Genomic DNA, 22,679 nt, shown 5'->3' on the forward strand with positions numbered 1-22,679 from the left:
TTTTACGTATATCAGTCTAAGGAGAATTGGCTTCATGTCCCTCACTTACGCAACAGAAGGATGCCTCCGTGTTGGTCAACAGGCTCCTGAATTTACAGCAACTGCTGTGGTAGATCAAGAATTTAAGACAATTAAACTTTCCGACTATCGTGGTAAGTATGTCGTTCTGTTTTTCTACCCCCTAGACTTTACCTTTGTTTGCCCCACTGAAATCACAGCCTTCAGCGATCGCTACGAAGAATTTAAGCAAATTAACACTGAAGTCCTCGGTGTGTCCGTGGATAGCGAGTTCTCTCACCTAGCCTGGATTCAAACTGACCGCAAGGCTGGTGGTGTGGGTGACCTCAATTATCCCCTAGTTTCCGACATTAAGAAAGAAATTAGCGCCGCTTACAACGTCCTTGACCCAGCGGCAGGTATTGCTTTGCGTGGTCTGTTTATCATCGATAAAGATGGTGTACTCCAGCACTCTACCATTAATAACTTGGCTTTTGGTCGCAGTGTTGATGAAACTCTGCGGACATTAAAAGCACTCCAGTATGTTCAGTCTCACCCTGATGAAGTTTGCCCCGCTGGTTGGCAACCTGGTGATAAAACTATGAATCCTGACCCTGTGAAGTCTAAGGTTTACTTCTCTGCTGTCTAGATTTTTGTTTACAGCGCATTTTATCTGAGTGAGGTATTGAGGGGCGGGCAGGATGCCCACCCCACAAGATTTATGATGTTAAGGTGTGTATTTTATTTACTTGAAAACTGCTGTAAGTCGGATTGACGAACGAGAGATGTAGACAACGTTTACATCTCTCGTTTTTTCAATAAATTAGGTCAAAAGACCTCAATTATATCTAGGTATATCTAGGTGCTATAGTTAGGCAGGCATCATTTCCATGGATCTACAAGCTGCTGCACACCGACGGCACGAGGCTGCACATTGCATAATCTTTTGATCTTGGCTCATTTGTTCACAAGCCGTAGCAACGCGATCGCACATTTCGGCGCAAAGCATACAAGTGCGCCCCATGAATTCCGAACCGCCCATCATCATGTTCATGCACATCATACACATTTCTGAGCAGTCACGCACCATACTCATAATGCCCTTGTTGATTTGCTTACCATCTTTGCTCATACAGTGAGTCATGGTTTCCAGGCAGATTTTGTGACATTCCATGCAGGCGTTGATGCAGTTTTGCATTTGAGTAGTCATGGTTTCAGTCATCATCATGATCATCGTAAATACCTCCTGAATTACTGACATAGGCACTACTTATAACAGTAATCAGATTTTTTTTAGGGTCAATGGCATTTTTTTCGTAAATTTGATTGATATAGCATTTCCCATGCTCGTGATGTACAAAGTTGTTTAGTTTCAGGGAACACCGGAACACCGGAACACCGGAACACCGGAATAGGCAATTGATGTGTACTTCATTAGCCTGAAAAAGGCTTTATAAAATTAAAATACTGACTATAGTCATCCTATTTGAGTTGAGAAATTATCAGTGAGGAAAGGGAATAAGGAACACCGGAATAGGGAATAGGAAGGAATGGAGAACACGGTTCGACTTCGCTCACCGACCGCACAAAAAACAATCAAATCCAGTCCCCTCCCCTTAAAAGGACAAGACAAGGTGGACAAGGTGGACTAGGTGACAAGGGAGAAAAACAGTACAAAGTCTGTATTCTTAGTAAGAAAAATAGCCCCTTAAAAGACCATTGTCCGGATAAAATCTTCCTTGTCCACTTTCCTTCCTTGTCTTCGGTGGTCTTGCCTTCACAGATCATATTAAAAACCTAACCTTGTAAGGAAGGGGGTGGGGTCAAAACTTGACAAACATCCTCTAAAATACTTTGCCAGTAATTGAGTGGTTAAGCTGCTCACCCAGGGACTAATTGCCAAAAAATGGCTATAAGCATTGAATTAAAGATGGGATTATTGATACATTATGGAAATTGAACTATAAATCCAGAGCTATTGAAGGTACTAAACCAGAATTTTTATGAAATCTCTACACCGTCCCGATCTATATGGCTGGTCTACTTTCAATCCCACAAGAAATATTGATTTCCATGGGGTTGCTTGGGTGCGTCCACAGGGAAATATCCTCATTGACCCAGTAGCTTTATCAAATCATGATTGGAATCATTTGCAATCCCTCGGTGGTGTGCTTTGGATTGTGTTGACTAATTCTGAGCATATCAGGTCTGCTAAGGAAATCGCTGACCAAACTTATGCTAAGATCGCCGGACCTGTGAAGGAAAAGGATAATTTTCCCATACGTTGCGATCGCTGGTTAGGTGATGGTGATGAAGTTGTTCCCGGATTAAAGGTGTTAGAACTCCACGGTTCTAAGACACCGGGGGAGTTGGCCTTGTTACTAGAGGAAACAACTTTGATTACCGGAGACCTTGTACGCGCCCGCAAGGCTGGTAGTTTAACCATCTTACCTGATGAGAAGTTGCTCAACCGTGAAGCGGCTGTGGCTTCTGTGCAACGCCTAGCAGCACTACCCCACGTAGAGGCTGTATTGGTGGGGGACGGTTGGCCTGTGTTTCGGGATGGTCGCGATCGCTTGCAGGATTTGCTAGCGACCCTATAATTACTCAACTCACTGGGTAACCTATTCCCCTGGCCATGAGTGCAGCCAACAGGGGAATCAGTGCAAAACCAACAATTTCAGTTCTAATTAACCAGATGAGACGATTTACTTGAGTTGATTCTACCTTAGGGGCTGTCCCCTTTTGGAGAGCAGGAACCCAACTAATAAAAGAAACTGTCGGATACAAAGACAAACCACCTACCAACAGAAAGATAGCTACTTTCGTATAAAAAACAGGATTATTTAAATAGTACTCCGAGCCTTTACCATAGTAAAGAACACGTAATACACCTGTAGCCAAAATCATTACTGCTGATATACCATATACTGTATCAGCGATGACAATTTTCCAAGCCTCATTTAAGCTCAACTCCTTTTGAGAGTTTAAGATGAATATCTCTAAAACTAGCGCTCCAAAAGACAACATCAACCCCAAGTAATGCAAATATGCAACAACGGCACTTATCAACATAATAATTTCTAGATTTTGCGATTTTAGTATTTATTTTGGAGCCGAAACCATCTGATCAAGTTTTATTTTCGGTCAATTCCTGATAAATTGTACACTAAACTGGCTAATCTGTCTCCCCTAAGTTTGACCACCAGTGTAGTTCGTGAGTTTAAGAGTATAAAATAGAGGTTTATTTTCAGTTTTCCTGGCTACCACCTAGCACAGCATCATATTCGCCCAGACCCAGGCAATTATTTGTGATCACAAACAGTCCTGTAATGATTATTAGTAACGGCTAAAACTATTAATCTTGATCTCTTGAAATTTCCGAATATTATTTGTTATCCCAACTTTTAGATAATATTCTTTGGTGAATCAACATCAACCGCATTTTTTTAGATATTGTGATTATCTTTTGTGTAGTAAAGTGCTGGTATTGTTTTACCTGGCATTTTTCCTTTAGGTCAGTTTCTCATTTTTTATGCAACCCCGGCCTACTATCATGGAAATTTTTTCCACCTTCTTACAGTTTCAGGGAGACAGATTCAGTCATTGGGCGACAGAATCAAGATTGCGTCGCAGCATTCAAAGTTGTCTGCAACAAACCACAAAAAATACAACTGAAAACTTTTGGGTTATATATTGGTATAAGTCTTGGGAAGTTGCAGAAACTAAATTTTTAGCCCAGCAACATCTGACAGCATATTTACAAGAAGCTTGCTATTGGAGTTCTCAAAAAACAGTCGCTAACTTCCTGAGTACCCAATACAAAATATCAGATTGTTTTCAGATAGCGATCGCCCAAGTTAATAAAGTTTTCCAAGGTTTTAATCCTAATTACAGCAGTAGTTTGAAAAGTTATGCCAGTATTGTGTTTGGGAATGCTATCCGGGAATATTGTCGCCAAGTTGGGGAAGTGGATATTTGTACAGACTGGGGTCTGTTAAGGAAAACATCACAAATGCGTTTCCATGACGCTCTCAAAAATGCTGGGTACTCCTCAGATACCATTGACGCTTATACTGTGGCTTGGCAATGTTTTAAAACTTTATATATCCCCCAACCTGGTAATTGTCGCCAACTAGCTCCACCAGATGAGCAAATTTGGCAAGCGATCGCCCAGATTTATAATACACAAACTCGCTCTAAAGTCAACCCCAAAACCTTAGAAAATTGGCTCCTCAGTGCGGCCACAGCCGTGAGAAAATATCTTTACCCCAGGAGGGATTCCCTTGATTATCTACCAGGGGTAGATCTACCAGGAACCGAACCAGCATCTTTAATCGATGGAATTATCGCCGCTGAAGAAGCCCAAACCCGCGCTGGTGTGCAAATGCAGATTAACCAAGTTTTAGGGGATACCATCACCCAACTTGAACCGCAATTGCAAAATATTTTACAACTATACTATGGTCAACAGCAAAATCAAAATGTCATTGCCAAACAGTTAGAAATCAAGCAATATACAGTTTCCCGGCGATTGACAACAGCTAAAACAATATTACTGCGAACTCTGGCTAATTGGAGTCGGAATACTTTGCATATTTCCGTCAACACAGACCTACTAACTAGCATGAGTCCTGTGATTGAGGAATGGTTGCAAAAATACTACAGCATTTCTACTTAATGCGTAGAGGAAAAGCCGCCAAATTATCCGGAGAAAACCCCATGAATATTAATACCCCCATCTTAAATTGTGTTTTTACAGACATAATTTTAGCAATTCCAGATACTATACAATCTGCAATTCACTCTCGGAACAATTATCAAGCCTATATCAATCAACTGTGTTTGGGTGCTGTCTTACCTTGGTTACAGTCAGACTTCACACCCCAAGCCCAAGTTTGGCCTAATACCACCGCTTTACCTAGTTTTTGGGAGCTAGTCAATGGTACTGCTATCACAGTAGACGCAGTGAGATTTATTTTGGTTCCCAGTGAAAATATTGATTGTAGTGAATTGCGTGTACCCCAGGAATGGGTAGATATTCCTACCTGGGCGGGGGATTATTACTTAGGAGTGCAAGTAGAACCAGATGATGGCTATGTTAGGGTTTGGGGCTATTGTACCCATCAACAACTCAAAACCAAAGGTAATTATCAGCCAAGCGATCGCACCTATGCTCTGGAGCAAGATTATATTATTACCGATATGAGTGTATTAGGGGTAGCGCGAGAATTTTGCAGTGATGAAATTACACGAACTGCCATCATAGACTTACCAAATATACCACAAGCACAAGCGGAAAATTTAATTACCCGCCTGGGAAATCCAGCCATAATTAACCCCGGTTTAACAGTGCCTTTTCCATTGTGGGGGGGATTAATTGGCCATGGAGGTTGGCGACAACGATTATATGAACAACGTTTGGGACTACCAGAACAACGCTCAGTGACACAATGGTTAAACAGCGGTGTGTCGGAAATGGTAGTGGGGTGGGAAAAGATCAATCTGCAACCCAATAGGGCTGGGGCGCGAAATGTGACGGAAAATCAACCAAGAGTGACTTTATCGCGCCAACTAGCGATCGCGGGTCAATTATATGAACTGGTGATTACACCCCAAGGTCAACCCCACATCACACATTGGCGGTTTGAGTTACGTCATACTATCATAGGCGCAGCCATTCCTGGGGGTTTTAAACTCAGACTCCTCACGGAAGACTTACAACCATTTCCCAACAATGAAGATATGGCCACCACTGCGGTGGAACAACTTTATATAGAGGTTGCATTAGAACCAGGAGAAGGTATAGTCTGGGAAATAGAACCCCTTCCCGATAACTATGACCGAGAAATATTAAAATTTTAACGGTAAAACCCCATCCTGACTTTATGCCTTCTCAAATCCCCATCAATCAAAATAAAATCGGCGTGGCAGTTATTGGTACTGGATTTGGTCAAAAAGTCCACATTCCTGGATTTAAAGCCCATCATCGCACCGAAATAGTCGCCGTTTATCATCGAGATATTCATCAAGCCCAAACCATCGCCCACACTCATAATATCCCCCACGCCTGCGACAATATTACCGATATTTTGGCATTACCAGCAGTGCAAGCGGTGAGTATAGCAACACCCCCATTTCTCCACTATGAAATGGCTAAAGCAGTCCTGCAAGCTGGGAAACATTTATTATTAGAAAAACCCACAACTTTAAATGTCTTAGAAGCTAAAGAATTATATCAATTAGCCCAAGCCCAAGGCGTAACTGCTATAGTAGATTTTGAATTTCGCTTTGTTCCAGGATGGCAATTATTCGCCGAATTATTAGCTAAAAACTATGTAGGTAACAAGCGCTTAATTAAAATTGATTGGTTAGGTTCTTCCCGCGCCGATACCCAACGCCCCTGGAACTGGTATTCCTGTCAAGAACAGGGAGGCGGTGCATTAGGTTCTTTAGGTTCCCACGCCTTTGATTATATCTCCTGGCTCTTTGGACCAGTCAGCAGATTAAACGCCTACCTGAGTACCGCCATTCCCGCACGGGTTGACCCCAGTATTGGAGAATTAAAACCAGTCAATACAGATGATAACTGTCTGCTATCTTTAGAATTAGCTGATGGTACACCTTGTCAAGTTGCTATCAGTGCTGTAGTTTACGCATCTCGCACACATTGGATAGAAGTGTATGGCGATCGCGGTACCCTAGTTTTAGGTAGTGAAAATCAAAAAGATTATATACATGGATTTCGCGTGTGGGGTTGCCAACCTGGTCAACCTCTCCAAGAAATTGAAATACCCAACCGGTTAGTTTTTCCCCAACATCACGCAGACGGGCGTATTTGTGCATTTACCCGTGTAGTAGACCAATGGGTACAAGGAATTGAACGCCAACAGCTAATAGTCCCATCCTTGCGAGAAGGGGTTTATTCTCAACTGTTAATGGATTTATCTCATAAATCTCACACAACATCAAGTTGGGTAGATGTCCCCAACCTGGAAAAGTTCCTCACTGATGGTGTCTAATCAAGTAGACACTAATTGATTCCCTGCGGGGAAACGCTATAGCTGTCAGGGATCATAATTAATAGATGTATCCCTGAACAGCTATCTAGTAAACTGCGATCCTAATTAAAAGCAGTGATTACAGTCATTAGTAACCGTGACTAAATGACTTAGCTAGGTAGGTCACATGACCAATAGCATAGGTGCTTACAAAGGCTTCAGCTAACTTAGTTAATGTAGAAATATCGCTGACATATCCACTATTAGAAACACTGCTTTCACCTCCAGAAACAGCATCTACATCTTTAAGTTCATTGAGAAAACTTTCAGAATCTTGAAATAATTCCACACCAGCATTGTTGAGTTCAGAAAGAATAATGTTAGCCATTTTATTGCTCCTCAAGTATTTGTAGCGATAGTTTTTTCCGGAATTAGCCGTCAGGGATAATAATTAATAGATGTATCCCTGAACAGCTATCTAGTACACTGAGATCCTAATTAAATGCAGCGATTCAAGTCATTAGTAACCGTGACTAAATGACTTAGCTAGGAAGGTAACATGACCAATAGCATAAGTACCGACAAAGGCTTCAGCTAACTTAGTTAATGTAGACATATCGCTGACATATCCACTGTTACTGATACCGGTAGTGTAATCACTGGTGCTACCGCCGGAAACAGCATCTACATCTTTAAGTTCATTGAGAAAACTTTCAGAATCTTGAAATAATTCCACACCAGCATTGTTGAGTTCAGAAAGAATAATGTTAGCCATTTGATTGCTCCTCAAGTATTTGTAGCGATAGTTTTTTCCGGAATTAGCCGTCAGGGATAATAATTAATAGATGTATCCCTGAACAGCTATCTAGTAAACTGAGATCCTAATTAAATGCAGCGATTCAAGTCATTAGTAAGCGTGACTAAATGACTTAGCTAGGAAGGTCACGTGACCAATAGCATAGGTGGTTACAAAGGCTTCAGCTAACTTAGTTAATGTAGACATATCGCTGACATATCCAGTGCTAAAATCACTGGTGCTACCGCCGGAAACAGCATCTACATCTTTAAGTTCATTGAGAAAACTTTCAGAATCTTGAAATAATTCCACACCAGCATTGTTGAGTTCAGAAAGAATAATGTTAGCCATTTGATTGCTCCTCAAGTAATCTTTGATTTCTTGTTTACTGTTTAACAATTAAACTCAGTTCGCTTAACTGTTACTGCTATTTTTATTCACCCAAATCAAGAAAGTCAAGGACAAAACCAGTTTTAAATAGACTTATAATCGTGATTATTGTCTTTTTTAGCTAATAATTTAAGTCTGATAAATCCTTATTTTTATATATGTCAGTGGCGATGATGACTAAAATATAAAATTGCTAAAAATCTATTTTTTTCAATGCATATTAATGTCATATAGCAGGTAACAGGCGGTGACTATGGTTGCCAAAGATGACATTAATAACCGCAGGTATCGACAAATCCAGTAGGTACTGTCACCCCAGACCAGTGCAAGCTGGAAGGAGACTATGAGAGACTAAAGCAGTGGCAATCAAAATACTGAATTAGCGGCTGTATGTATGGCAGTGGCCATCGCATTTTGCACAGCTATATCTTTCTGAGTTAAAATGATATTCTCAGCAACAGTGCGTTGGGAAATTACAGCACAAACAGCTGCGGCTGCAAACTGATATACTCCGGCCATCTTAAACAGCGTCCCGCATTCCATCTCATAGTTAAGAATATGCAAATGCTGATATTCTTCTGTGATCCCAACAAGTGAGCGCAGTAAATAAGGATTAGCGCAATCAGTCCGTTCCTGTCCCTCAAAGAAAGTATCCACCGAGGCGGTAATTCCTAAATAATGCTCAATTTCCAGTTCTTGCGCTGCTTTAACCAAAGCCACAGTGAGAAACGGGTCAGCAGCTGCTGGATACTCCACCGGTGCAATATCATTGGCTGCACCTTGGCGACATAACGCCCCACTGCTAATCACAATACTACCTACAGGTATATAAGGTTGAATTGAGCCGCAAGTACCAACCCGGATAATTTGGCGGATACCCACCTGTACCAACTCATTCACCACAATACTTAAAGAAGGAGCACCCATACCACTAGTAGCGGATAAAATGGGGCGGCCATTGGGTAAATATCCCATATAGCTATTGAGTCCGCGATTCTCCGACAACAAGCGCACATCTTGCAAATAGGTCTGAGCAATCAACCGCGCCCTTTCAGGGTCACCAGATAACAAAGCCATGGTGGGAGGTGACACACCTAAATCATTTACTCCAAAACCAATATGATACATGATGGCAAAAACTCAGCCTATTTCTGGGTTTACCTTAGCATCCTTGGTCGTAAATTTCATCCCAGTTATAAAGCATAAATTTTTGCCAAGAGTGAAATAAACTTGCTCTACAAAAGTACTGTAATAACTGACTTATAGTCATCCTATTTGACTTGAGAAATTATGAGTGAGGAAAGGGAACAGGGAACACACCGAACAGGGAACAGAAATTGTTCATGAATCATTTAGGATTGCTATATCACAGAAAATACAGTCTCTTTTCCGGTCTAAAAACAGGGTTTTATGTCTTAAATGCCAGATAAAAGCAGAAATATTGGCATTATGTCAGTTATACTTGCTACAGAATTTAAATTCAGTTAATGTGTAAATATGAACCAGCAGCTTTATAGCCGCCTGGAAATTTTATAGCAGTAACCACAAGTGTTAGGACATTTCCCTGTTCGGTGTGTTCCCTGTTCCCTGTTCCCTTAAAACCACAATTATGATGTCCTAACGTGTATGCGTAGTGCTATAGTTACACACCAAAAATAAAAATATGAATAAAAAACAGATTCTGGGTTGGATTGCTCTAGCAGTTACTAGCTGTATCCTAGCTATTACCTTACCTTTAATCACTTTCACACCCTCACCAGCACAGTCAAACGTCAACTTACTAGTATCTGCGGCCGCTAGTACCAGAGATGTACTCACAGAAATACAGGACATCTATCAACAAAGTAAACCAAACGTCAATATCACATATAACTTTGGGGCTTCTGGCGCACTACAACGACAAATTGAACAAGGCGCTCCAGTAGATATATTTATTTCTGCTGCTAGAAAACAAGTGGATGCACTAGAACAAAAAGGACTTTTACTACCCGGTACTCGTACCAACTTGGCAAATAACCGCTTAGTCTTGATTGTCCCCAAGAATAGCACCGGCATTAATAGCTTTTTCAACTTAACACAGACTCGAGTTAGGAGAATCGCTGTGGGAGAACCCAGAAGTGTCCCCGCAGGAGAATACGCAGACCAGGTATTCAAAAAACTGGGTATTTTTGAGCAAGTGAAGCCTAAATTAGTTTTAGCTAATAATGTGCGTCAAGTTTTAGCAGCGGTAGAAAGTGGCGATGCTGATGCTGGTTTAGTATACGCCACAGATGCCAAAATTTCCAGCAAAGTCAAAGTTGTAGTGGCTGCTGATGAAAAATACCACTCTGCAATTGTTTATCCCATGGCTGTAATTAAAACCAGTAAAAATATCCCTGCGGGCAAAGAATTTCTCAATTTTTTATCAAGTAACCAAGCAAAAGCCATACTCAGGAAATACGGGTTTATTGTGAGTTAATAGCATATCTTGGTTTTGTGTCCTTTTTTCAAGAATGCTGAAGCAGCATAGATGAGGGGCGGTGGTGCTGGTTAAGATGACCACACCACAATATTTGTATAATTTTCTGTAAATATACACAAATTACCAATTAATATGGATTTATCACCCCTGTGGATATCACTAAAGACCTCACTACTGGCCACAGTTATTACCTTTTTCCTGGGGATTTTGTCCGCTTACTGGATGTTAGGATACAAGGGTAAAGCCAAGTCATTCATTGAAGGAATCTTTGTCGCACCTTTGATTTTACCGCCTACAGTTGTAGGCTTTTTATTACTACTATTTTTTGGCAGAAATGGCCCGCGGGTAAACTGATGCAGCCCTTGAATTTCAGCATTGTTTTTACTTGGTATGGTGCTGCCATTGCTGCCACTGTGGTATCATTTCCCATCATGTATAAAACAGCTTTAGGAGCCTTTGAACAAATTGATGGCAATCTTTTAAGAGTAGCCAGAACCCTGGGAGCTTCTGAATCAACCATCTTTTGGCGCATCAGTTTACCCCTCGCATTTCCCGGAATTGTGGCGGCCACCAGTTTAGCTTTTGCGCGGGCTTTGGGTGAGTTTGGCGCTACCCTGATGTTAGCGGGTAATATTCCCGGACAAACTCAAAATATCCCCATGGCAATTTATTTTGCTGTGGAAGCTGGGGCGATGAATGAGGCTGGTTTTGGTCGATCGCCATCATGAGTATTTCCCTATCTGGCATTATTGCAGTTAACTTGTGGCAAGAAAACCGGGGGAAAAATAAACAGCCAAGTTCGCCATTTCCCATAGGACTGAGAAATCAGGAATACCAAAAATGTCAAACTGCTTCTAACACTAAATCAGGATTATTTGTAGATATCGACAAAAAACTTCCCGGCTTTCACCTGCAAGTATGTTTTAGTGGTGATGGTAATACCTTGGGGTTGTTGGGAGGTTCAGGCGCTGGCAAAAGTATGATTTTGCGCTGTATTGCTGGTATAGAAACACCTACAAAAGGAGTGATTATTTTAAATGGGCGGGTGTTATTTGATTCTCGTCAGGGAGTTAATTTACCTCCACGCGATCGCCGTATTGGTTTCTTAATGCAGAATTACGCTTTATTCCCTCACATGACTGTCATGCAAAATATTGCCTTTGGTTTACCTCAAGGGTTATCAAAGTCAGAGATTAAACAACAGGTACAAGCGCAATTACTAGCTGTCCAGTTACAGGGATTAGAGAACCGCTACCCCCATCAACTTTCCGGGGGACAGCAACAACGGGTAGCTTTAGCTAGAGCTTTAGCCATCAAACCAGAAGCATTACTATTAGATGAACCATTTTCAGCCCTGGATACCTATCTGCGCCACCAATTACAAGAACAATTAATTGAAACCCTGAGTACTTATTCAGGGGTGACCCTATTTGTGACCCATAATCTAGAAGAAGCCTATGAGGTATGTCAACAGTTGTTAGTCATGTCTCAAGGTCAAATTATTGCTAACGATGATAAACAAAATATTTTCGCCCATCCCAATACTTACACCGTAGCCCAGTTAACAGGTTGTAAAAACTTTTCCCCAGTCAAGGTAGTATCGGACAGTCAAGTTAAAGCTTTAGATTGGGAATGTACTCTCAAAGTCAGGGAACCTTGGCCGCAATCTCCCGCTTATATAGGTATTCGCGCCCATCATCTAGACTTTACAGATCACCCTCATAGTGAGAATACTTTCCCGTGTTGGTTAATCAAGACTAGGGAAACACCCCACAGGGTAACGTTATATTTACGACTGCACAATTCAGTCAGTAACGGTGATGATTATCACTTGCAAGCGGAAGTGTTTAAGGAGAAATGGGTTAATTTAAAATATAAACCTTTCCCATGGTATGTGCGTTTAGATATGGGGAAACTTTTTTTAATGGAGGAGTAGAAAAAATCCCCAGTGATATTTTACTGGGGATGAGATACAAGCTGGAAACATAGTATTTCAGTGAATTTTGTCCGTAAAAAAGGAGGACTAAAGTTTATGCGGAATATTTGGGCATTTGGTTGGGGAGTATTAGTGGCAATTCTCGGTGGATTAATCGGTTTAGGTGGTGCAGAGTTTCGCTTACCAGTTTTAGTTAGTATTTTTAACTATCGAACTCTACATGCAATTATTATCAATCTCATTGTGAGCCTTGTTAGTGTGTTTTTTTCATTCATTTTTCGTAGTGGGATTATTGGTTTTGAGAATGTTTTAGCAAACCTGACGGTAATTATTAATATTCTTGCAGGTTCTTTGATTGGCTCTTATGTTGGGGTTAATTATGCAACTAGAATTAACGAACGCACGTTAAATCGGGTTGTTGTCGTTTTTCTATTTTTCCTCAGCTTCGTATTGATCGGTCACGATCTAATTTTCAGTGTTCAGAGTTGGCAATTACCCGATTTAGTAAGAATTGGCATTGGTTTTGTGGCAGGAATTGTGATTGGAATATTTAGCAGTATGCTTGGTGTTGCAGGTGGTGAGTTGATTATTCCTACGATTATTTTGGTGTTTGCCATTGATATTAAATTAGCAGGAAGTTTGAGCCTAGCAATCAGCATTCCGACGATCATCATGGGTCTATTCAAATATAGACTTCAGCAACGAATCAAAGAAGTTCAATCAGAGCAAAAGTTTATGATTTCAATGGCCTCTGGTTCAATACTAGGAGCTTTCATCGGCAGTAACCTTTTGAGGTATGTAACAAGCTCTGCGTTATACGTAATCTTGGGTGTGATACTATTTTTATCGGCTTTGAAGTTAGCAAGGCACAAGGTAGCTAATTAGTAAAACCCGTAGTGGCTGCGTTTCTCCGCCCTCAATTGCATTGCAACTAACAGAGTAGTAGCCTAGTTGATAATTAAATAGACAAACCTATACACTTATTTACAAACCTATAAGTGCATTTATGTTTAAACCTCATGAGTTTGCAAAGAAAATTGGGGTGTCAGTCAAGACATTACAACGATGGGATTCAGTTGGGAAACTTCCTGCTAGGATGTGAAATTATTGTAGCCAATCAAGAATCACTATCTCCGCAACAGGAATTAGTCGAGGACTTAATGGCAATCATTCATTGTTTTTCTTGTCGCTTGTACGGGTTGAGAAATTATTCCAATGAAATCAAGGAAACGCTTAAAAAAGCTATTGACGAACCTAAACAATATCTGACAGAATTAGACAACAAAGAAATACAGTGTTGAGGTCGAGCAATGCTTTTATCCATCAAAACAAAGTTAAAGCTGAGTAAAGCCCAAGAAATAATAATGAATAAACACGCAGGTATTGCCAGGTTTACTTATAACTGGGGTTTAGCGACTTGGAATAATCTTTATAAAGATGGATTAAAGCCCAACAAATATATTCTGAAGAAATTTTTTAATAACCATGTTAAACCTGAGTTTGAGTGGATTAAAGAAAAAGGTATTTGTCAGAAAATAACTCAATATGCTTTCGACCATCTAGGCGATTCTTTCTCTAGATTCTTTGGCGGTAAAGGTGGATATCCTAAGTTTAAAAAGAAAGGACATCGCGACGCGTTTACCATTGATGCTGGAGGTAAGCCGATTCCAGTAGGTGGCAAATCAATAAAGCTACCAACGATTGGATGGGTAAAAACTTATGAAGGCTTACCACACACAACCTGTAAATCAATCACAATATCAAAAACTGCTAATAGCTGGTTTATTGCTTTCGCTTACAAGCAAGAACACAAAGCAATAGATAAGCAGCACGAGATTGTAGGGGTGGATTTAGGGGTTAAGGAACTAGCTACACTTTCTACTGGGGTAGTGTTTCCTAATCCTAAGCATTACAAAGCTAATTTTAAAAAGCTGAAAAGATTATCTAGAAAGTTTGCTCGCAAAAACAAAGGTTCTAATAACCGACACAAAGCTAAAATTCAACTGGCTAAACATCACGCTAGAGTAGCTAATCTCAGAAAAAATACTCTTCACCAAATCACTACTTTCTTATGCAAAAACCACGCAAAAATAGTAGTAGAAGATTTAAATGTTTCTGGGATGATTTCAAATCACCAATTAGCTCAAGTAATCGCTGATTGTGGTTTTTATGAATTTAAGCGCCAGTTAGAATACAAGGCTAAAAAGTTTGGTGGTGAAATTATAATTGCTGATAGATTTTACCCTTCAAGCAAAACCTGTTCAAATTGTGGGCATATCCAAGATATGCCACTAAAAGAAAGAATTTACAACTGTGGGAGTTGTGGCCATTCAATGGATAGGGATTTAAACGCAGCAATTAACTTATCGAGGTTGGCTAAACCTTGAAAGCTTACTGAGGGATAACCGCTCCCATGCTCCCCTTGAAGTAAGAAATAAATGTCTAGACTTGTCTAGGATTTATATAGCAGCAAGATTTACCGGAAATCACCGCAGTACCCGCCTATAATGTACCCCTAGGTGAAGCCCAAGTGGGTAATCAATGGATTGCTCATCCTTTAATTGGTCAAGATGCCTTCCGTACTGAAATGATACCAGCCGATGGGGAAGGCGATCGCCTACCCGGTAAAAATACCATGGTCGTCCAGTTGCTAGATGAACCGGTAAATCTGTATGATACAGTGATTTTGGCAGGTTGTGCGCCCGCTTTATCCCTCTGGGCGCGAGCTGCGGAACGTTGGCATCCTCACTTGCGAGTACACTGGATTTCAGATAACAGTATGACAGCATTGCACCGACTGCGCCGGGGGGAAGTTCATTTGGCGGGTATGCATATGTACGATTCCCAGACAGGAGAATATAATACACCCTTTGTCCGTTCTATCATCAAAGATGCGACGACGGTATTAATTAACCTGGGTATCTGGGAAGAGGGGATGCTCACCCAACCCCATAATCCCTTAGGATTAAAAAGTATTGCAGATTTAGCCCAACCTGGTGTCACCATTGCTAACCGCGAAGCTGGGTCAGGTAGTCGCCAAGTATTAGAGCGATCGCTACAAGAGGCAAATATACCATTTACAGCCGTCAAAGGATTTGACCACATTCTCCACGGACACTTAGAAGTAGCCCAAGCAGTAGCTACGGGTAAAGTAACATCTGGTATCAGCACTGCATCTGTGGCCGCAGCCTTTGGCTTAGGATTCATCCCTTTACAACAATCAAGATACGACTTAGCTATTCTCCAGCCATACTTAGATGAAGCCCCCGTACAGAAATTACTGGGTACATTAGGACATCGGCGGGTACTCTCACAGCTAGAGGCTATTGGCGGTTATAATACCACTCAAACTGGGGAAGTAGTGGCTACAATCGAAGCAATTACAGGTAATTCCTAATTCATGTTTGGGTGTTTTAGGTTCTCAGCAACTTTCAATTCTTTAACCCTTGGTGGTAATAATTCCCCCACCTCTTCCAGGGATTTGAAAACTCCATAAGCTAAACTGCTAATTTCAGGGGATGGTTGTTCAATATCGGGAACCATAATGGCACACATTCCCGCCTCAAAAGCAGCTTCCACACCCACACATGAGTCTTCAAACACTATACACTCTGCGGGCGCAATGTTCATGCGGTGACTCGCTTCTAGAAAAATATCTGGTGCTGGTTTACCCTCAGCTACATCTTCACTGGTGACTATTATGGTGAAATATTGGTTAATCCCCGCATTTGTTAAACGTCGGATGGCTCTAGTGCGTCCCGTTCCGGTGGCTAATCCAATCATCATACCCAGGTCATTGAGTCTTTGCAGCAAATCTAAAACTCCTGGTTTCATTGGTAGACCTTCTCGTAATTCCCGCTCATCACCAATGGCGATACGTTGGGTAGTCACTGAGTCAAATGGTAAACTTTCTCCGTAAACTTTTTTGAGTAATTTTTCCCGCCATGATAAGTCTCGTCCTACCAGTGACCTGTATAAATTATCGCTCATTATATAGCCATGCTCTTTGAGCGCCTGTTTCCACGCCCATCGAGCAATACTTTCTGTATCAAATATCAGGCCATCCATATCAAAAATTGCGCCTCGGTAACTTGATAACACTTTGACGACCTCAATAGTTATTATATTTAACTATTTAACAATGTTTTTCGGCAACTAACAAACATCTGTAGGGTCTGATAGCAGAGCATGGCCTTAAGGATAAGGCTCTGTTCTTTTGAGAAAATATTTACATATAGGACTCCTATTTGATTTTTGAACAAGACTCAGTACACACGGCAATTCTTCTTACCTGTTCCCTGTTCGGTGTGTTCCCTGTTCCCTACCTAAACAAATCAATTCACAAACCAACCCGACATATAGGACTCCTATTTGATTTTTGAACAAGACTCAGTACACACGGCAATTCTTCTTACCTGTTCCCTGTTCCCTGTTCCCTACCTAAACAAATCAATTCACAAACCAAACCGGATTTCTATATTTTCTAAAAAAAATCTAAATGATCTCCCAAAGTCTTTGATAAGTAACATTGTTTACGGTATTCATATTCATGAATCAATTATTAGTAGATGAAGTGGTTATAAATAGGATTTAGGAGAATATTTTGAATAAGGATTTATTAGCTTTTTTAGCTAGTATAATTTTCAGTGTTCTCACCATAAACCTGATTAAAACACTGAATCTACCTACATTTGTTACTTTCAGTATTGCTATTTATTCCAGTTATATATTGATGTTTTTTATCCTATTGCATCATTATATTTCTCAACATAGAAAAAAAATTAAATAAATTTGTCTCTAGTCTCTGCGTTATCCCATGGTCTAATCTATGATGAGTGTTGACTGTTGACTGTAAGCACTTGTATAAACCTATACCTTTGTTCCCATGCCTTTCCGTCAAACCTTATCAAAATCTGATATCGAACTTTCCTATTTAGAGTGGAAACAAGCAGAAGAACCTTTATTGTTATTGCATGGTTTAGCTGACAACGCTTTGGTGTGGTCCAGCTTGGGAGATGACCTAGCCCCACAATACCACATAGTTGCCCCAGATATGCGTGGTCATGGTGAAAGCAGCAAGCCAGAAGATGATTATACCTTTGCAAGTGCGATCGCAGACCTGGAAGCCCTCATGGATCATCTGGGATGGTCTTCTACCCATGTGGTCAGTCACTCTTGGACAGGAAAACTCGCCGCTATCTGGGCGAGAAAAAACCCGCAACGTTTACGCAGTATGGTTTTAGTTGACCCGATTTTTATCTGGAAAATGCCTAGTTTATTGCGGTTAACTTTCCCCCTGTTATACCGTTATCTATCTTTCCTCAAGGGTATGGGACCATTTGCTAGTTACTCCGAAGCTGAAGCACAAGCGCGTCAGTTAAAACAATATCAAGGATGGAGTACTTTACAACAAAAGGTATTTCAAGGGGGAATTGAACAAAAACCCGATGGGAGTTGGGGTAGTAAGTTTACTATAGCAGCTCGCGATCGCATTTTTGCAGATGTTATGTGTGTACCCGGTTTTATTTCCCCCGTTGATACTCCTACCCTGTTCATACAACCAGAACAAGGTCTCAACCGCCTCAACTGGCAAATTAAACCTTACAAAACTTATCTAAAGAATTTGCGCCTTTGCCAAGTTCCGGGTAATCATTGGCCATTTTTGACAGAACCGGAAGCATTTAACCGGACTGTAGCAGCATTTCTAGCAGAACGTAAATAAAAGCAGCCTGACTTTGACATTATTTGATCATGAGCCTTTGTATTAATCCAGTTTGTCCTCAACCTCATCACCCAAATAATCAAGACCGGTTTTGTCAAAGTTGCGGTTCCTCCTTGGAACTACTAGGACGTTATCGGGTGCTCAGTTTGTTGAGTGACAAAACTGGGTTTAGTAAAGTCTACGCAGCCACCGAACAAAACACGCCTAAAATCCTCAAAGTCTTGAATCAAGAGTTATCAAATGACCCAGAAGCAGTAGACTTATTTTGCCAAGAAGCCTCTATTTTGTCAAGTCTGAATCATCCAGTTCTGCCCAAATTTGCCGGATATTTTCAGCATGAAACTAGAAATGGTTTGGTTCTCCACTGTATAATCATGGAAACAATGGAGCAGCCTCATTTGGATGTGTGGCTACAGCAGCAAAATAACCTGGGTTCACCAGGGGAAGCTGTGGATTGGTTAAGAAAATTTATACCTACAAATATCACCCCCACACAGCCATCAAAGAAAGTTCCTTTACAAGGACTATTAGCGGCTCTGTTAGCTTCTTTGGGGATTCTGGGTTTGATAGCTTTAGTGATATACTCTCCCCAGTTTGCCACCTTGACACCATCCACACAATCTCCCCAAAGAAAAGGGATGGTTGATTACTTTCCTTATCAGGAAGGTATGGATAGTCAAGGTAAAATTGCTAAGTTTAATATAGCTGTTTTGTCAGTTAAATATAAATGGTTACCTGGTAGCAATTTTCAAGTTAAATATAATGATGAAATTATTAGTCTTGACCTTCTCAACTTAAAACTACAGCCAGAAAATATCCAGGAAATCATGCAAGAACCTAGTGAAATTATTGCTGTGGGTCTGGCGAATTGTGGCGGGAAACCAGGAGTTAAACAACGCCTGGCTTTAGAACGCGCCCAACAAATTCAAGGTTTAGCAACTAGATTATTTCAGAATACACCCAGCGTTAAAGGTTATCGTTTGTTAAACCTGGGTCAATTTCAAGCAAGCACCTGTCAGGAAAATCAGGACTTGACCGCATACCAAACAAGTATAATTATCATCGGGGTGAAGGAAGTACCAGCAGGTCTGATTTTAGATGAAGCCTTAAGAGATAGGTTAGAAAATAAACCTTTCGCCGATTTTAAGTTAGAAAATTATTCTCTGGGTTCTATCAGGCAATTTAAAACTTTATTCAGTAAATAAAGGTAACTTAACCGTAAAAGTAGCCCCTAGCCCTTCCCCGGGACTGTGGGACTCAATAGTACCCCCGTGTAATTCTACCAAATGACGAGCGATCGCTAAACCCAGTCCCAAACCAGTTTGTTGATGACTACACTCTGCCTGATGATACCGCTTAAACACGTGGGGCAGAAACTCCGGTTTAATACCCACACCAGTATCACTCACCTGAATACGTATTGAAGACTGATCATTTTTTGCTAGTTGTACTTGCACTTTGCCACCAGATGGGGTAAACTTAATAGCATTGGAAAGTAAATTACCTAAAACTTGTGACAATCGATGGGTATCCCCAACTATAGGGGGGATAGATTCATCAATGACAGACTCTAAATGAATGCCTTTACTACTGGCATCCGGGTAAACAGTTTCCACAGATGCTTTGACCAGACTCACCAGATTGACTGGGCGGAGTTCTATCTGTAGCTGACCCCGGAGGATACGGGTCATATTTAACAGATCTTCCAAAAGTTTAGACTGAGATTGAGCATTACGCTCGATAGTTTCTAAAGCTCTGTCAACTGTATCTGGAGGTAGTTCACGAGTCCGTAGTAATTTAGCCCAGCCGAGAATGGCATTAAGTGGCGATCGCAAATCATGAGATACCATAGCCACAAACTCATCTTTAGTTTGGTTAGCCGTTTCCGCGGCCGTCCTGGCTGCTTGTTCCAGCTGTAACAGCCTATCCCGTTCAGCCTCTAGCTGCTTGTGCTGGTCTATGTCAGTGCTAGTACCAAACCACTTAATCACCAGTCCCTGGTCATTCTTAATTGGTAAACCCCTAGCTAAATGCCAACAATAGCTACCGTCAAATTTCCGGTAACGCGTTTCCGTGTTCATAGCTTCTCCTGTCTCCAAGGCTTTTATCCCGGAGTGGATAACCGAGGGAAGATCATCTGGATGTATAACTTGTCGCCAGCCTAACCCTAGGGCTTGCTCCATAGTTTGACCCGTAAATTCACACCACTGTTGATTTACATACTCGTATTCACCCTCAAGATTGCAAATCCACACCAATTGTGGAATGGCATTAGATAAATAACGGTAGCGTTCCTCACTGTCGCGCAAAGCGGTTTCAGTAGCCTTGCGATCGCTAATGTCCGTAGCACTGCCTACGGCTCGTATGATAATCTGACCATGAGGGTCTCTGACAATTATGCCCTGGTCTAATATATAGCGATACCCCTGGTCTTTATGAAGTATTCTATACTCAAGAGAATAGTATTGACCCTTACTAAGAACATTTCTCCATTGCTCTCCCACACCCTTTCTATCTTCGGGATGAATTTTCTCCATCCACCATTTATGGGTGGGATCTGCTTCTGCTAAGGAATAACCCAAAATTCGGGTTAAACCCTCAGTTCTGCTAACAGTATTATTCTTAAAATCTATGTCATAAATTAAACAATTGACCGCAGCAGCCGCTAGTTGAAAACGCTCATTACTTAAACGCAGCTGTTCCTCTACTTGCTTACGCACAGTGATATCAAAAGCTGTACCCACAATGTGGTGCGGCGAACCGTCAACACTCCTGTTAAATACAGTATCTCGACTGACAAACCACCGCCATTCACCATTGGCGTGGCGCATCCGGTATTCAAATTCGACAATTTCACCATCCCCAGCGGAGTTAATTACTTGCAAGTGTCTAGTAAATCGTACCCAATCTTCAGGATGCATTAACAATGGGAGCAACTCAGTACCCATGTCCTGAATTTCTTGGGCAGTATAACCCAGGAGTTTGGTAAATTGATTATTAGTATAGATATTCTGCTGTTGAATTAAATCATAAACGTATAACATCCCTGGTATAGTATTAGTAATAGCTTCGATAAACTGCTGACTATTGCGTAACTTATCTTCCGCCTGTTTTTTCGCGGTGACATCTCGCCAAGAAGCAACGAAGCCATCCCCCATTTTTGTGATGCGAATATCAATCACTTTAGCTGATTGCCGTCTCTGGTCACAAGCAGTCCAGACGACAGACTCTTTCTCTAAAGGCTGACCTGTTTCTACCACTCGACAACATTCATCAAACAAGCCATTATCGCGGATATTCAGGAGAATGTTGCACAGATATTCCCCCTGGACACCTGACATAATTTGGCTAAATTCACAAGCTGCGGCGTTCATATAATCCACACGAAAGCGCAGGATTTCCCCCATCTGCTGACGTACAGCCGAAAAAATGCCAAAACAATCCAGCATATTGTCAATGGAGGTGCGGAAACGTTCCTCACTGCGTTGCAGCTCTTGACTAAGTTGCACATTTTTAATCGCTGAGTGAATCGTTGAGCGCAAACGCTCACCAGTGGTCTGTCCTTTGACTAAATAGTCTTGAACACCACTTTTCATTGCAGCCACAGCCACAGTTTCGTTACCATAACCAGTTAACATAATCACTGCTGGCATGATTTTCTGTGACTGCTGTTGTAATTCTGCCAGAAATTCCAAGCCATCTAAGTCCGGTAGTAAAAAGTCTAATAAAATCGCATCAGGGTGAAACTGCTGACACAATTTCAAGGTTCCTTCCCCTGACTCCTCTTCCATGACTGTGTAGATGTATTCCTGGTCTTGCAGTAGATAACGACGATAGGCCTGGCGGTCTTCCTGACAATCATCGATAATTAAAACAGTAACCGGTTCTGTCATAACTATTTACTAACAGCTATGGCTTACGCCATGCTACGCTATCGGGGAGGATGACTATATCTAACCAATAAGTGATGAAACTTTGAAGAGTTTCCACCAGTCTGTTAATATCAATGGGCTTTAACATATAACTAGCAACGCAAGATTGATAACATACTTCAATGTCTTTGGGATTAGATGATGTGGTAAATACAACTACAGGGATATATTTAAACTCCTCATCCTGCTTGATTTTCTGTAACACTTCTCGCCCATCAGTTCCCGGTAAGTTCAGATCGAGCAAAATAATCGACGGACGCGGTAAGTTTTGAGTATTACTGTAAATCCCGGTGTGGTAAAGGAAGTCCAGCGCCTCATCGCCATCAGTACAGCGAAACACAGGATTAACTACAGCTTGTTTCTTCATAATCCGACACAGGGCTTCAAAATCTTCGTCGCTATCTTCAATTACAAGTAAAGGCTTGGTAAGATTGCCAATCATCA

General features: G+C 41.2%; 20 protein-coding genes and 2 pseudogenes. 13 read left to right on the forward strand and 9 right to left on the reverse strand.

The genetic code is table 11. From position 1 onward, the window contains the following. The first annotated feature begins 34 nt into the window (after positions 1–34). Positions 35–646 carry a peroxiredoxin gene (locus tag AC6IZ0_RS07055; RefSeq protein ID WP_271731701.1) on the forward strand — a complete coding sequence of 204 codons (612 nt, stop codon included), beginning with the start codon at positions 35–37 and terminating at the stop codon, positions 644–646. 222 nt (positions 647–868) lie between these two features. On the opposite strand, the gene AC6IZ0_RS07060 is transcribed toward AC6IZ0_RS07055, so the two are convergent. After that, complete coding sequence (locus AC6IZ0_RS07060) at positions 869–1,231, reverse strand: four-helix bundle copper-binding protein (protein WP_497726015.1); 363 nt, start codon at positions 1,229–1,231, stop codon at positions 869–871. A 769-nt stretch (positions 1,232–2,000) separates the two neighbouring features. On the opposite strand from AC6IZ0_RS07060, the gene AC6IZ0_RS07065 reads away from it, so the two are divergent. Continuing rightward, positions 2,001–2,600 carry an MBL fold metallo-hydrolase gene (locus AC6IZ0_RS07065; RefSeq protein WP_497725573.1) on the forward strand — a complete coding sequence of 200 codons (600 nt, stop codon included), beginning with the start codon at positions 2,001–2,003 and terminating at the stop codon, positions 2,598–2,600. Between the two features lie 4 nt (positions 2,601–2,604). On the opposite strand, the gene AC6IZ0_RS07070 is transcribed toward AC6IZ0_RS07065, so the two are convergent. After that, positions 2,605–3,072, reverse strand: coding sequence for a DUF2214 family protein (locus tag AC6IZ0_RS07070; RefSeq protein ID WP_271731012.1), 468 nt, complete (start codon positions 3,070–3,072; stop codon positions 2,605–2,607). Positions 3,073–3,532: 460 nt separating this feature from the next. On the opposite strand from AC6IZ0_RS07070, the gene AC6IZ0_RS07075 reads away from it, so the two are divergent. From AC6IZ0_RS07075 to AC6IZ0_RS07085, 3 genes are read left to right on the forward strand one after another with little or no spacing between them, the layout of a single operon-like run. Next, entirely contained in the window at positions 3,533–4,678 is a 1,146-nt protein-coding gene (locus AC6IZ0_RS07075; RefSeq protein ID WP_497725575.1) for a sigma-70 family RNA polymerase sigma factor, read from the forward strand. A gap of 41 nt (positions 4,679–4,719) precedes the next feature. Further along, on the forward strand, positions 4,720–5,862 hold the full coding sequence (locus AC6IZ0_RS07080; RefSeq protein ID WP_497726016.1) for a DUF1822 family protein: 1,143 nt from the start codon (positions 4,720–4,722) through the stop codon (positions 5,860–5,862). Between the two features lie 23 nt (positions 5,863–5,885). Then, complete coding sequence (locus AC6IZ0_RS07085; protein ID WP_497725577.1) at positions 5,886–7,019, forward strand: Gfo/Idh/MocA family protein; 1,134 nt, start codon at positions 5,886–5,888, stop codon at positions 7,017–7,019. Between the two features lie 127 nt (positions 7,020–7,146). On the opposite strand, the gene AC6IZ0_RS07090 is transcribed toward AC6IZ0_RS07085, so the two are convergent. The 4 genes from AC6IZ0_RS07090 to AC6IZ0_RS07105 form a co-directional block, all read right to left on the reverse strand. Then, entirely contained in the window at positions 7,147–7,386 is a 240-nt protein-coding gene (locus tag AC6IZ0_RS07090; protein ID WP_497725578.1) for a hypothetical protein, read from the reverse strand. Positions 7,387–7,518: 132 nt separating this feature from the next. Beyond that, positions 7,519–7,773 carry a hypothetical protein gene (locus AC6IZ0_RS07095; RefSeq protein ID WP_497725579.1) on the reverse strand — a complete coding sequence of 85 codons (255 nt, stop codon included), beginning with the start codon at positions 7,771–7,773 and terminating at the stop codon, positions 7,519–7,521. A gap of 132 nt (positions 7,774–7,905) precedes the next feature. Then, positions 7,906–8,145: a hypothetical protein gene (locus tag AC6IZ0_RS07100; RefSeq protein WP_497725580.1), complete on the reverse strand. Its 240-nt coding sequence runs from the start codon at positions 8,143–8,145 to the stop codon at positions 7,906–7,908. A 405-nt stretch (positions 8,146–8,550) separates the two neighbouring features. Next, the gene (locus tag AC6IZ0_RS07105; RefSeq protein ID WP_497725581.1) at positions 8,551–9,312 is read right to left on the reverse strand and encodes a nucleoside phosphorylase; all 762 of its coding nucleotides are present in this window, start codon (positions 9,310–9,312) and stop codon (positions 8,551–8,553) included. A 535-nt stretch (positions 9,313–9,847) separates the two neighbouring features. Between AC6IZ0_RS07105 and modA the strand changes: the two genes are divergently transcribed. From modA to AC6IZ0_RS07135, 6 genes and pseudogenes are all read left to right on the forward strand, one after another. Further along, positions 9,848–10,642, forward strand: a complete 795-nt coding sequence (modA, locus tag AC6IZ0_RS07110) for a molybdate ABC transporter substrate-binding protein (RefSeq protein WP_497725582.1) — start codon at positions 9,848–9,850, stop codon at positions 10,640–10,642. Positions 10,643–10,771: 129 nt separating this feature from the next. Continuing rightward, positions 10,772–12,581, forward strand: a pseudogene (modB, locus tag AC6IZ0_RS07115) (molybdate ABC transporter permease subunit). Positions 12,582–12,677: 96 nt separating this feature from the next. Next, positions 12,678–13,466 carry a sulfite exporter TauE/SafE family protein gene (locus AC6IZ0_RS07120; protein WP_497725583.1) on the forward strand — a complete coding sequence of 263 codons (789 nt, stop codon included), beginning with the start codon at positions 12,678–12,680 and terminating at the stop codon, positions 13,464–13,466. Positions 13,467–13,675: 209 nt separating this feature from the next. Beyond that, positions 13,676–13,882, forward strand: a pseudogene (locus tag AC6IZ0_RS07125) (IS607 family transposase); the annotation flags it as partial. Between the two features lie 9 nt (positions 13,883–13,891). Then, positions 13,892–14,968, forward strand: a complete 1,077-nt coding sequence (locus tag AC6IZ0_RS07130) for an RNA-guided endonuclease InsQ/TnpB family protein (protein ID WP_497725584.1) — start codon at positions 13,892–13,894, stop codon at positions 14,966–14,968. 143 nt (positions 14,969–15,111) lie between these two features. Beyond that, positions 15,112–15,978, forward strand: coding sequence for a substrate-binding domain-containing protein (locus AC6IZ0_RS07135; RefSeq protein WP_497725585.1), 867 nt, complete (start codon positions 15,112–15,114; stop codon positions 15,976–15,978). Here the strand turns inward: AC6IZ0_RS07135 and AC6IZ0_RS07140 are convergent. Further along, a complete protein-coding gene (locus AC6IZ0_RS07140; protein ID WP_497725587.1) occupies positions 15,975–16,682 on the reverse strand; it encodes an HAD family hydrolase in 708 nt (235 codons plus the stop codon). The genes AC6IZ0_RS07135 and AC6IZ0_RS07140 overlap by 4 nt on opposite strands. A gap of 784 nt (positions 16,683–17,466) precedes the next feature. Between AC6IZ0_RS07140 and AC6IZ0_RS07145 the strand changes: the two genes are divergently transcribed. Then, positions 17,467–18,303, forward strand: a complete 837-nt coding sequence (locus AC6IZ0_RS07145; protein ID WP_497725589.1) for an alpha/beta fold hydrolase — start codon at positions 17,467–17,469, stop codon at positions 18,301–18,303. A gap of 29 nt (positions 18,304–18,332) precedes the next feature. Next, positions 18,333–19,508, forward strand: a complete 1,176-nt coding sequence (locus AC6IZ0_RS07150; protein ID WP_497725591.1) for a 4-Cys prefix domain-containing protein — start codon at positions 18,333–18,335, stop codon at positions 19,506–19,508. On the opposite strand, the gene AC6IZ0_RS07155 is transcribed toward AC6IZ0_RS07150, so the two are convergent. After that, positions 19,494–22,196: a PAS domain-containing sensor histidine kinase gene (locus tag AC6IZ0_RS07155; protein WP_497725592.1), complete on the reverse strand. Its 2,703-nt coding sequence runs from the start codon at positions 22,194–22,196 to the stop codon at positions 19,494–19,496. The two genes, AC6IZ0_RS07150 and AC6IZ0_RS07155, sit on opposite strands and share 15 nt — an antisense overlap. Positions 22,197–22,212: 16 nt before the next feature. Then, positions 22,213–22,677 (reverse strand): response regulator, encoded by a 465-nt coding sequence (locus tag AC6IZ0_RS07160; protein ID WP_271734247.1) that lies wholly within the window; start codon positions 22,675–22,677, stop codon positions 22,213–22,215. Between the last annotated feature and the right edge of the window lie 2 nt (positions 22,678–22,679).

This window comes from Anabaenopsis sp. NIES-4685, from assembly GCF_059725405.1.

Bases quoted from the DNA above. Each gene is read 5' to 3' on its own strand.
- AC6IZ0_RS07055 (WP_271731701.1), top strand. From the start codon at position 35: ATGTCCCTCACTTACGCAACAGAAGGATGCCTCCGTGTTGGTCAACAG.
- AC6IZ0_RS07060 (WP_497726015.1), bottom strand. From the start codon at position 1,231: ATGATCATGATGATGACTGAAACCATGACTACTCAAATGCAAAACTGC.
- AC6IZ0_RS07065 (WP_497725573.1), top strand. From the start codon at position 2,001: ATGAAATCTCTACACCGTCCCGATCTATATGGCTGGTCTACTTTCAAT.
- AC6IZ0_RS07070 (WP_271731012.1), bottom strand. From the start codon at position 3,072: ATGTTGATAAGTGCCGTTGTTGCATATTTGCATTACTTGGGGTTGATG.
- AC6IZ0_RS07075 (WP_497725575.1), top strand. From the start codon at position 3,533: ATGCAACCCCGGCCTACTATCATGGAAATTTTTTCCACCTTCTTACAG.
- AC6IZ0_RS07080 (WP_497726016.1), top strand. From the start codon at position 4,720: ATGAATATTAATACCCCCATCTTAAATTGTGTTTTTACAGACATAATT.
- AC6IZ0_RS07085 (WP_497725577.1), top strand. From the start codon at position 5,886: ATGCCTTCTCAAATCCCCATCAATCAAAATAAAATCGGCGTGGCAGTT.
- AC6IZ0_RS07090 (WP_497725578.1), bottom strand. From the start codon at position 7,386: ATGGCTAACATTATTCTTTCTGAACTCAACAATGCTGGTGTGGAATTA.
- AC6IZ0_RS07095 (WP_497725579.1), bottom strand. From the start codon at position 7,773: ATGGCTAACATTATTCTTTCTGAACTCAACAATGCTGGTGTGGAATTA.
- AC6IZ0_RS07100 (WP_497725580.1), bottom strand. From the start codon at position 8,145: ATGGCTAACATTATTCTTTCTGAACTCAACAATGCTGGTGTGGAATTA.
- AC6IZ0_RS07105 (WP_497725581.1), bottom strand. From the start codon at position 9,312: ATGTATCATATTGGTTTTGGAGTAAATGATTTAGGTGTGTCACCTCCC.
- modA (WP_497725582.1), top strand. From the start codon at position 9,848: ATGAATAAAAAACAGATTCTGGGTTGGATTGCTCTAGCAGTTACTAGC.
- AC6IZ0_RS07120 (WP_497725583.1), top strand. From the start codon at position 12,678: ATGCGGAATATTTGGGCATTTGGTTGGGGAGTATTAGTGGCAATTCTC.
- AC6IZ0_RS07130 (WP_497725584.1), top strand. From the start codon at position 13,892: ATGCTTTTATCCATCAAAACAAAGTTAAAGCTGAGTAAAGCCCAAGAA.
- AC6IZ0_RS07145 (WP_497725589.1), top strand. From the start codon at position 17,467: ATGCCTTTCCGTCAAACCTTATCAAAATCTGATATCGAACTTTCCTAT.
- AC6IZ0_RS07150 (WP_497725591.1), top strand. From the start codon at position 18,333: ATGAGCCTTTGTATTAATCCAGTTTGTCCTCAACCTCATCACCCAAAT.
- AC6IZ0_RS07155 (WP_497725592.1), bottom strand. From the start codon at position 22,196: ATGACAGAACCGGTTACTGTTTTAATTATCGATGATTGTCAGGAAGAC.
- AC6IZ0_RS07160 (WP_271734247.1), bottom strand. From the start codon at position 22,677: ATGATTGGCAATCTTACCAAGCCTTTACTTGTAATTGAAGATAGCGAC.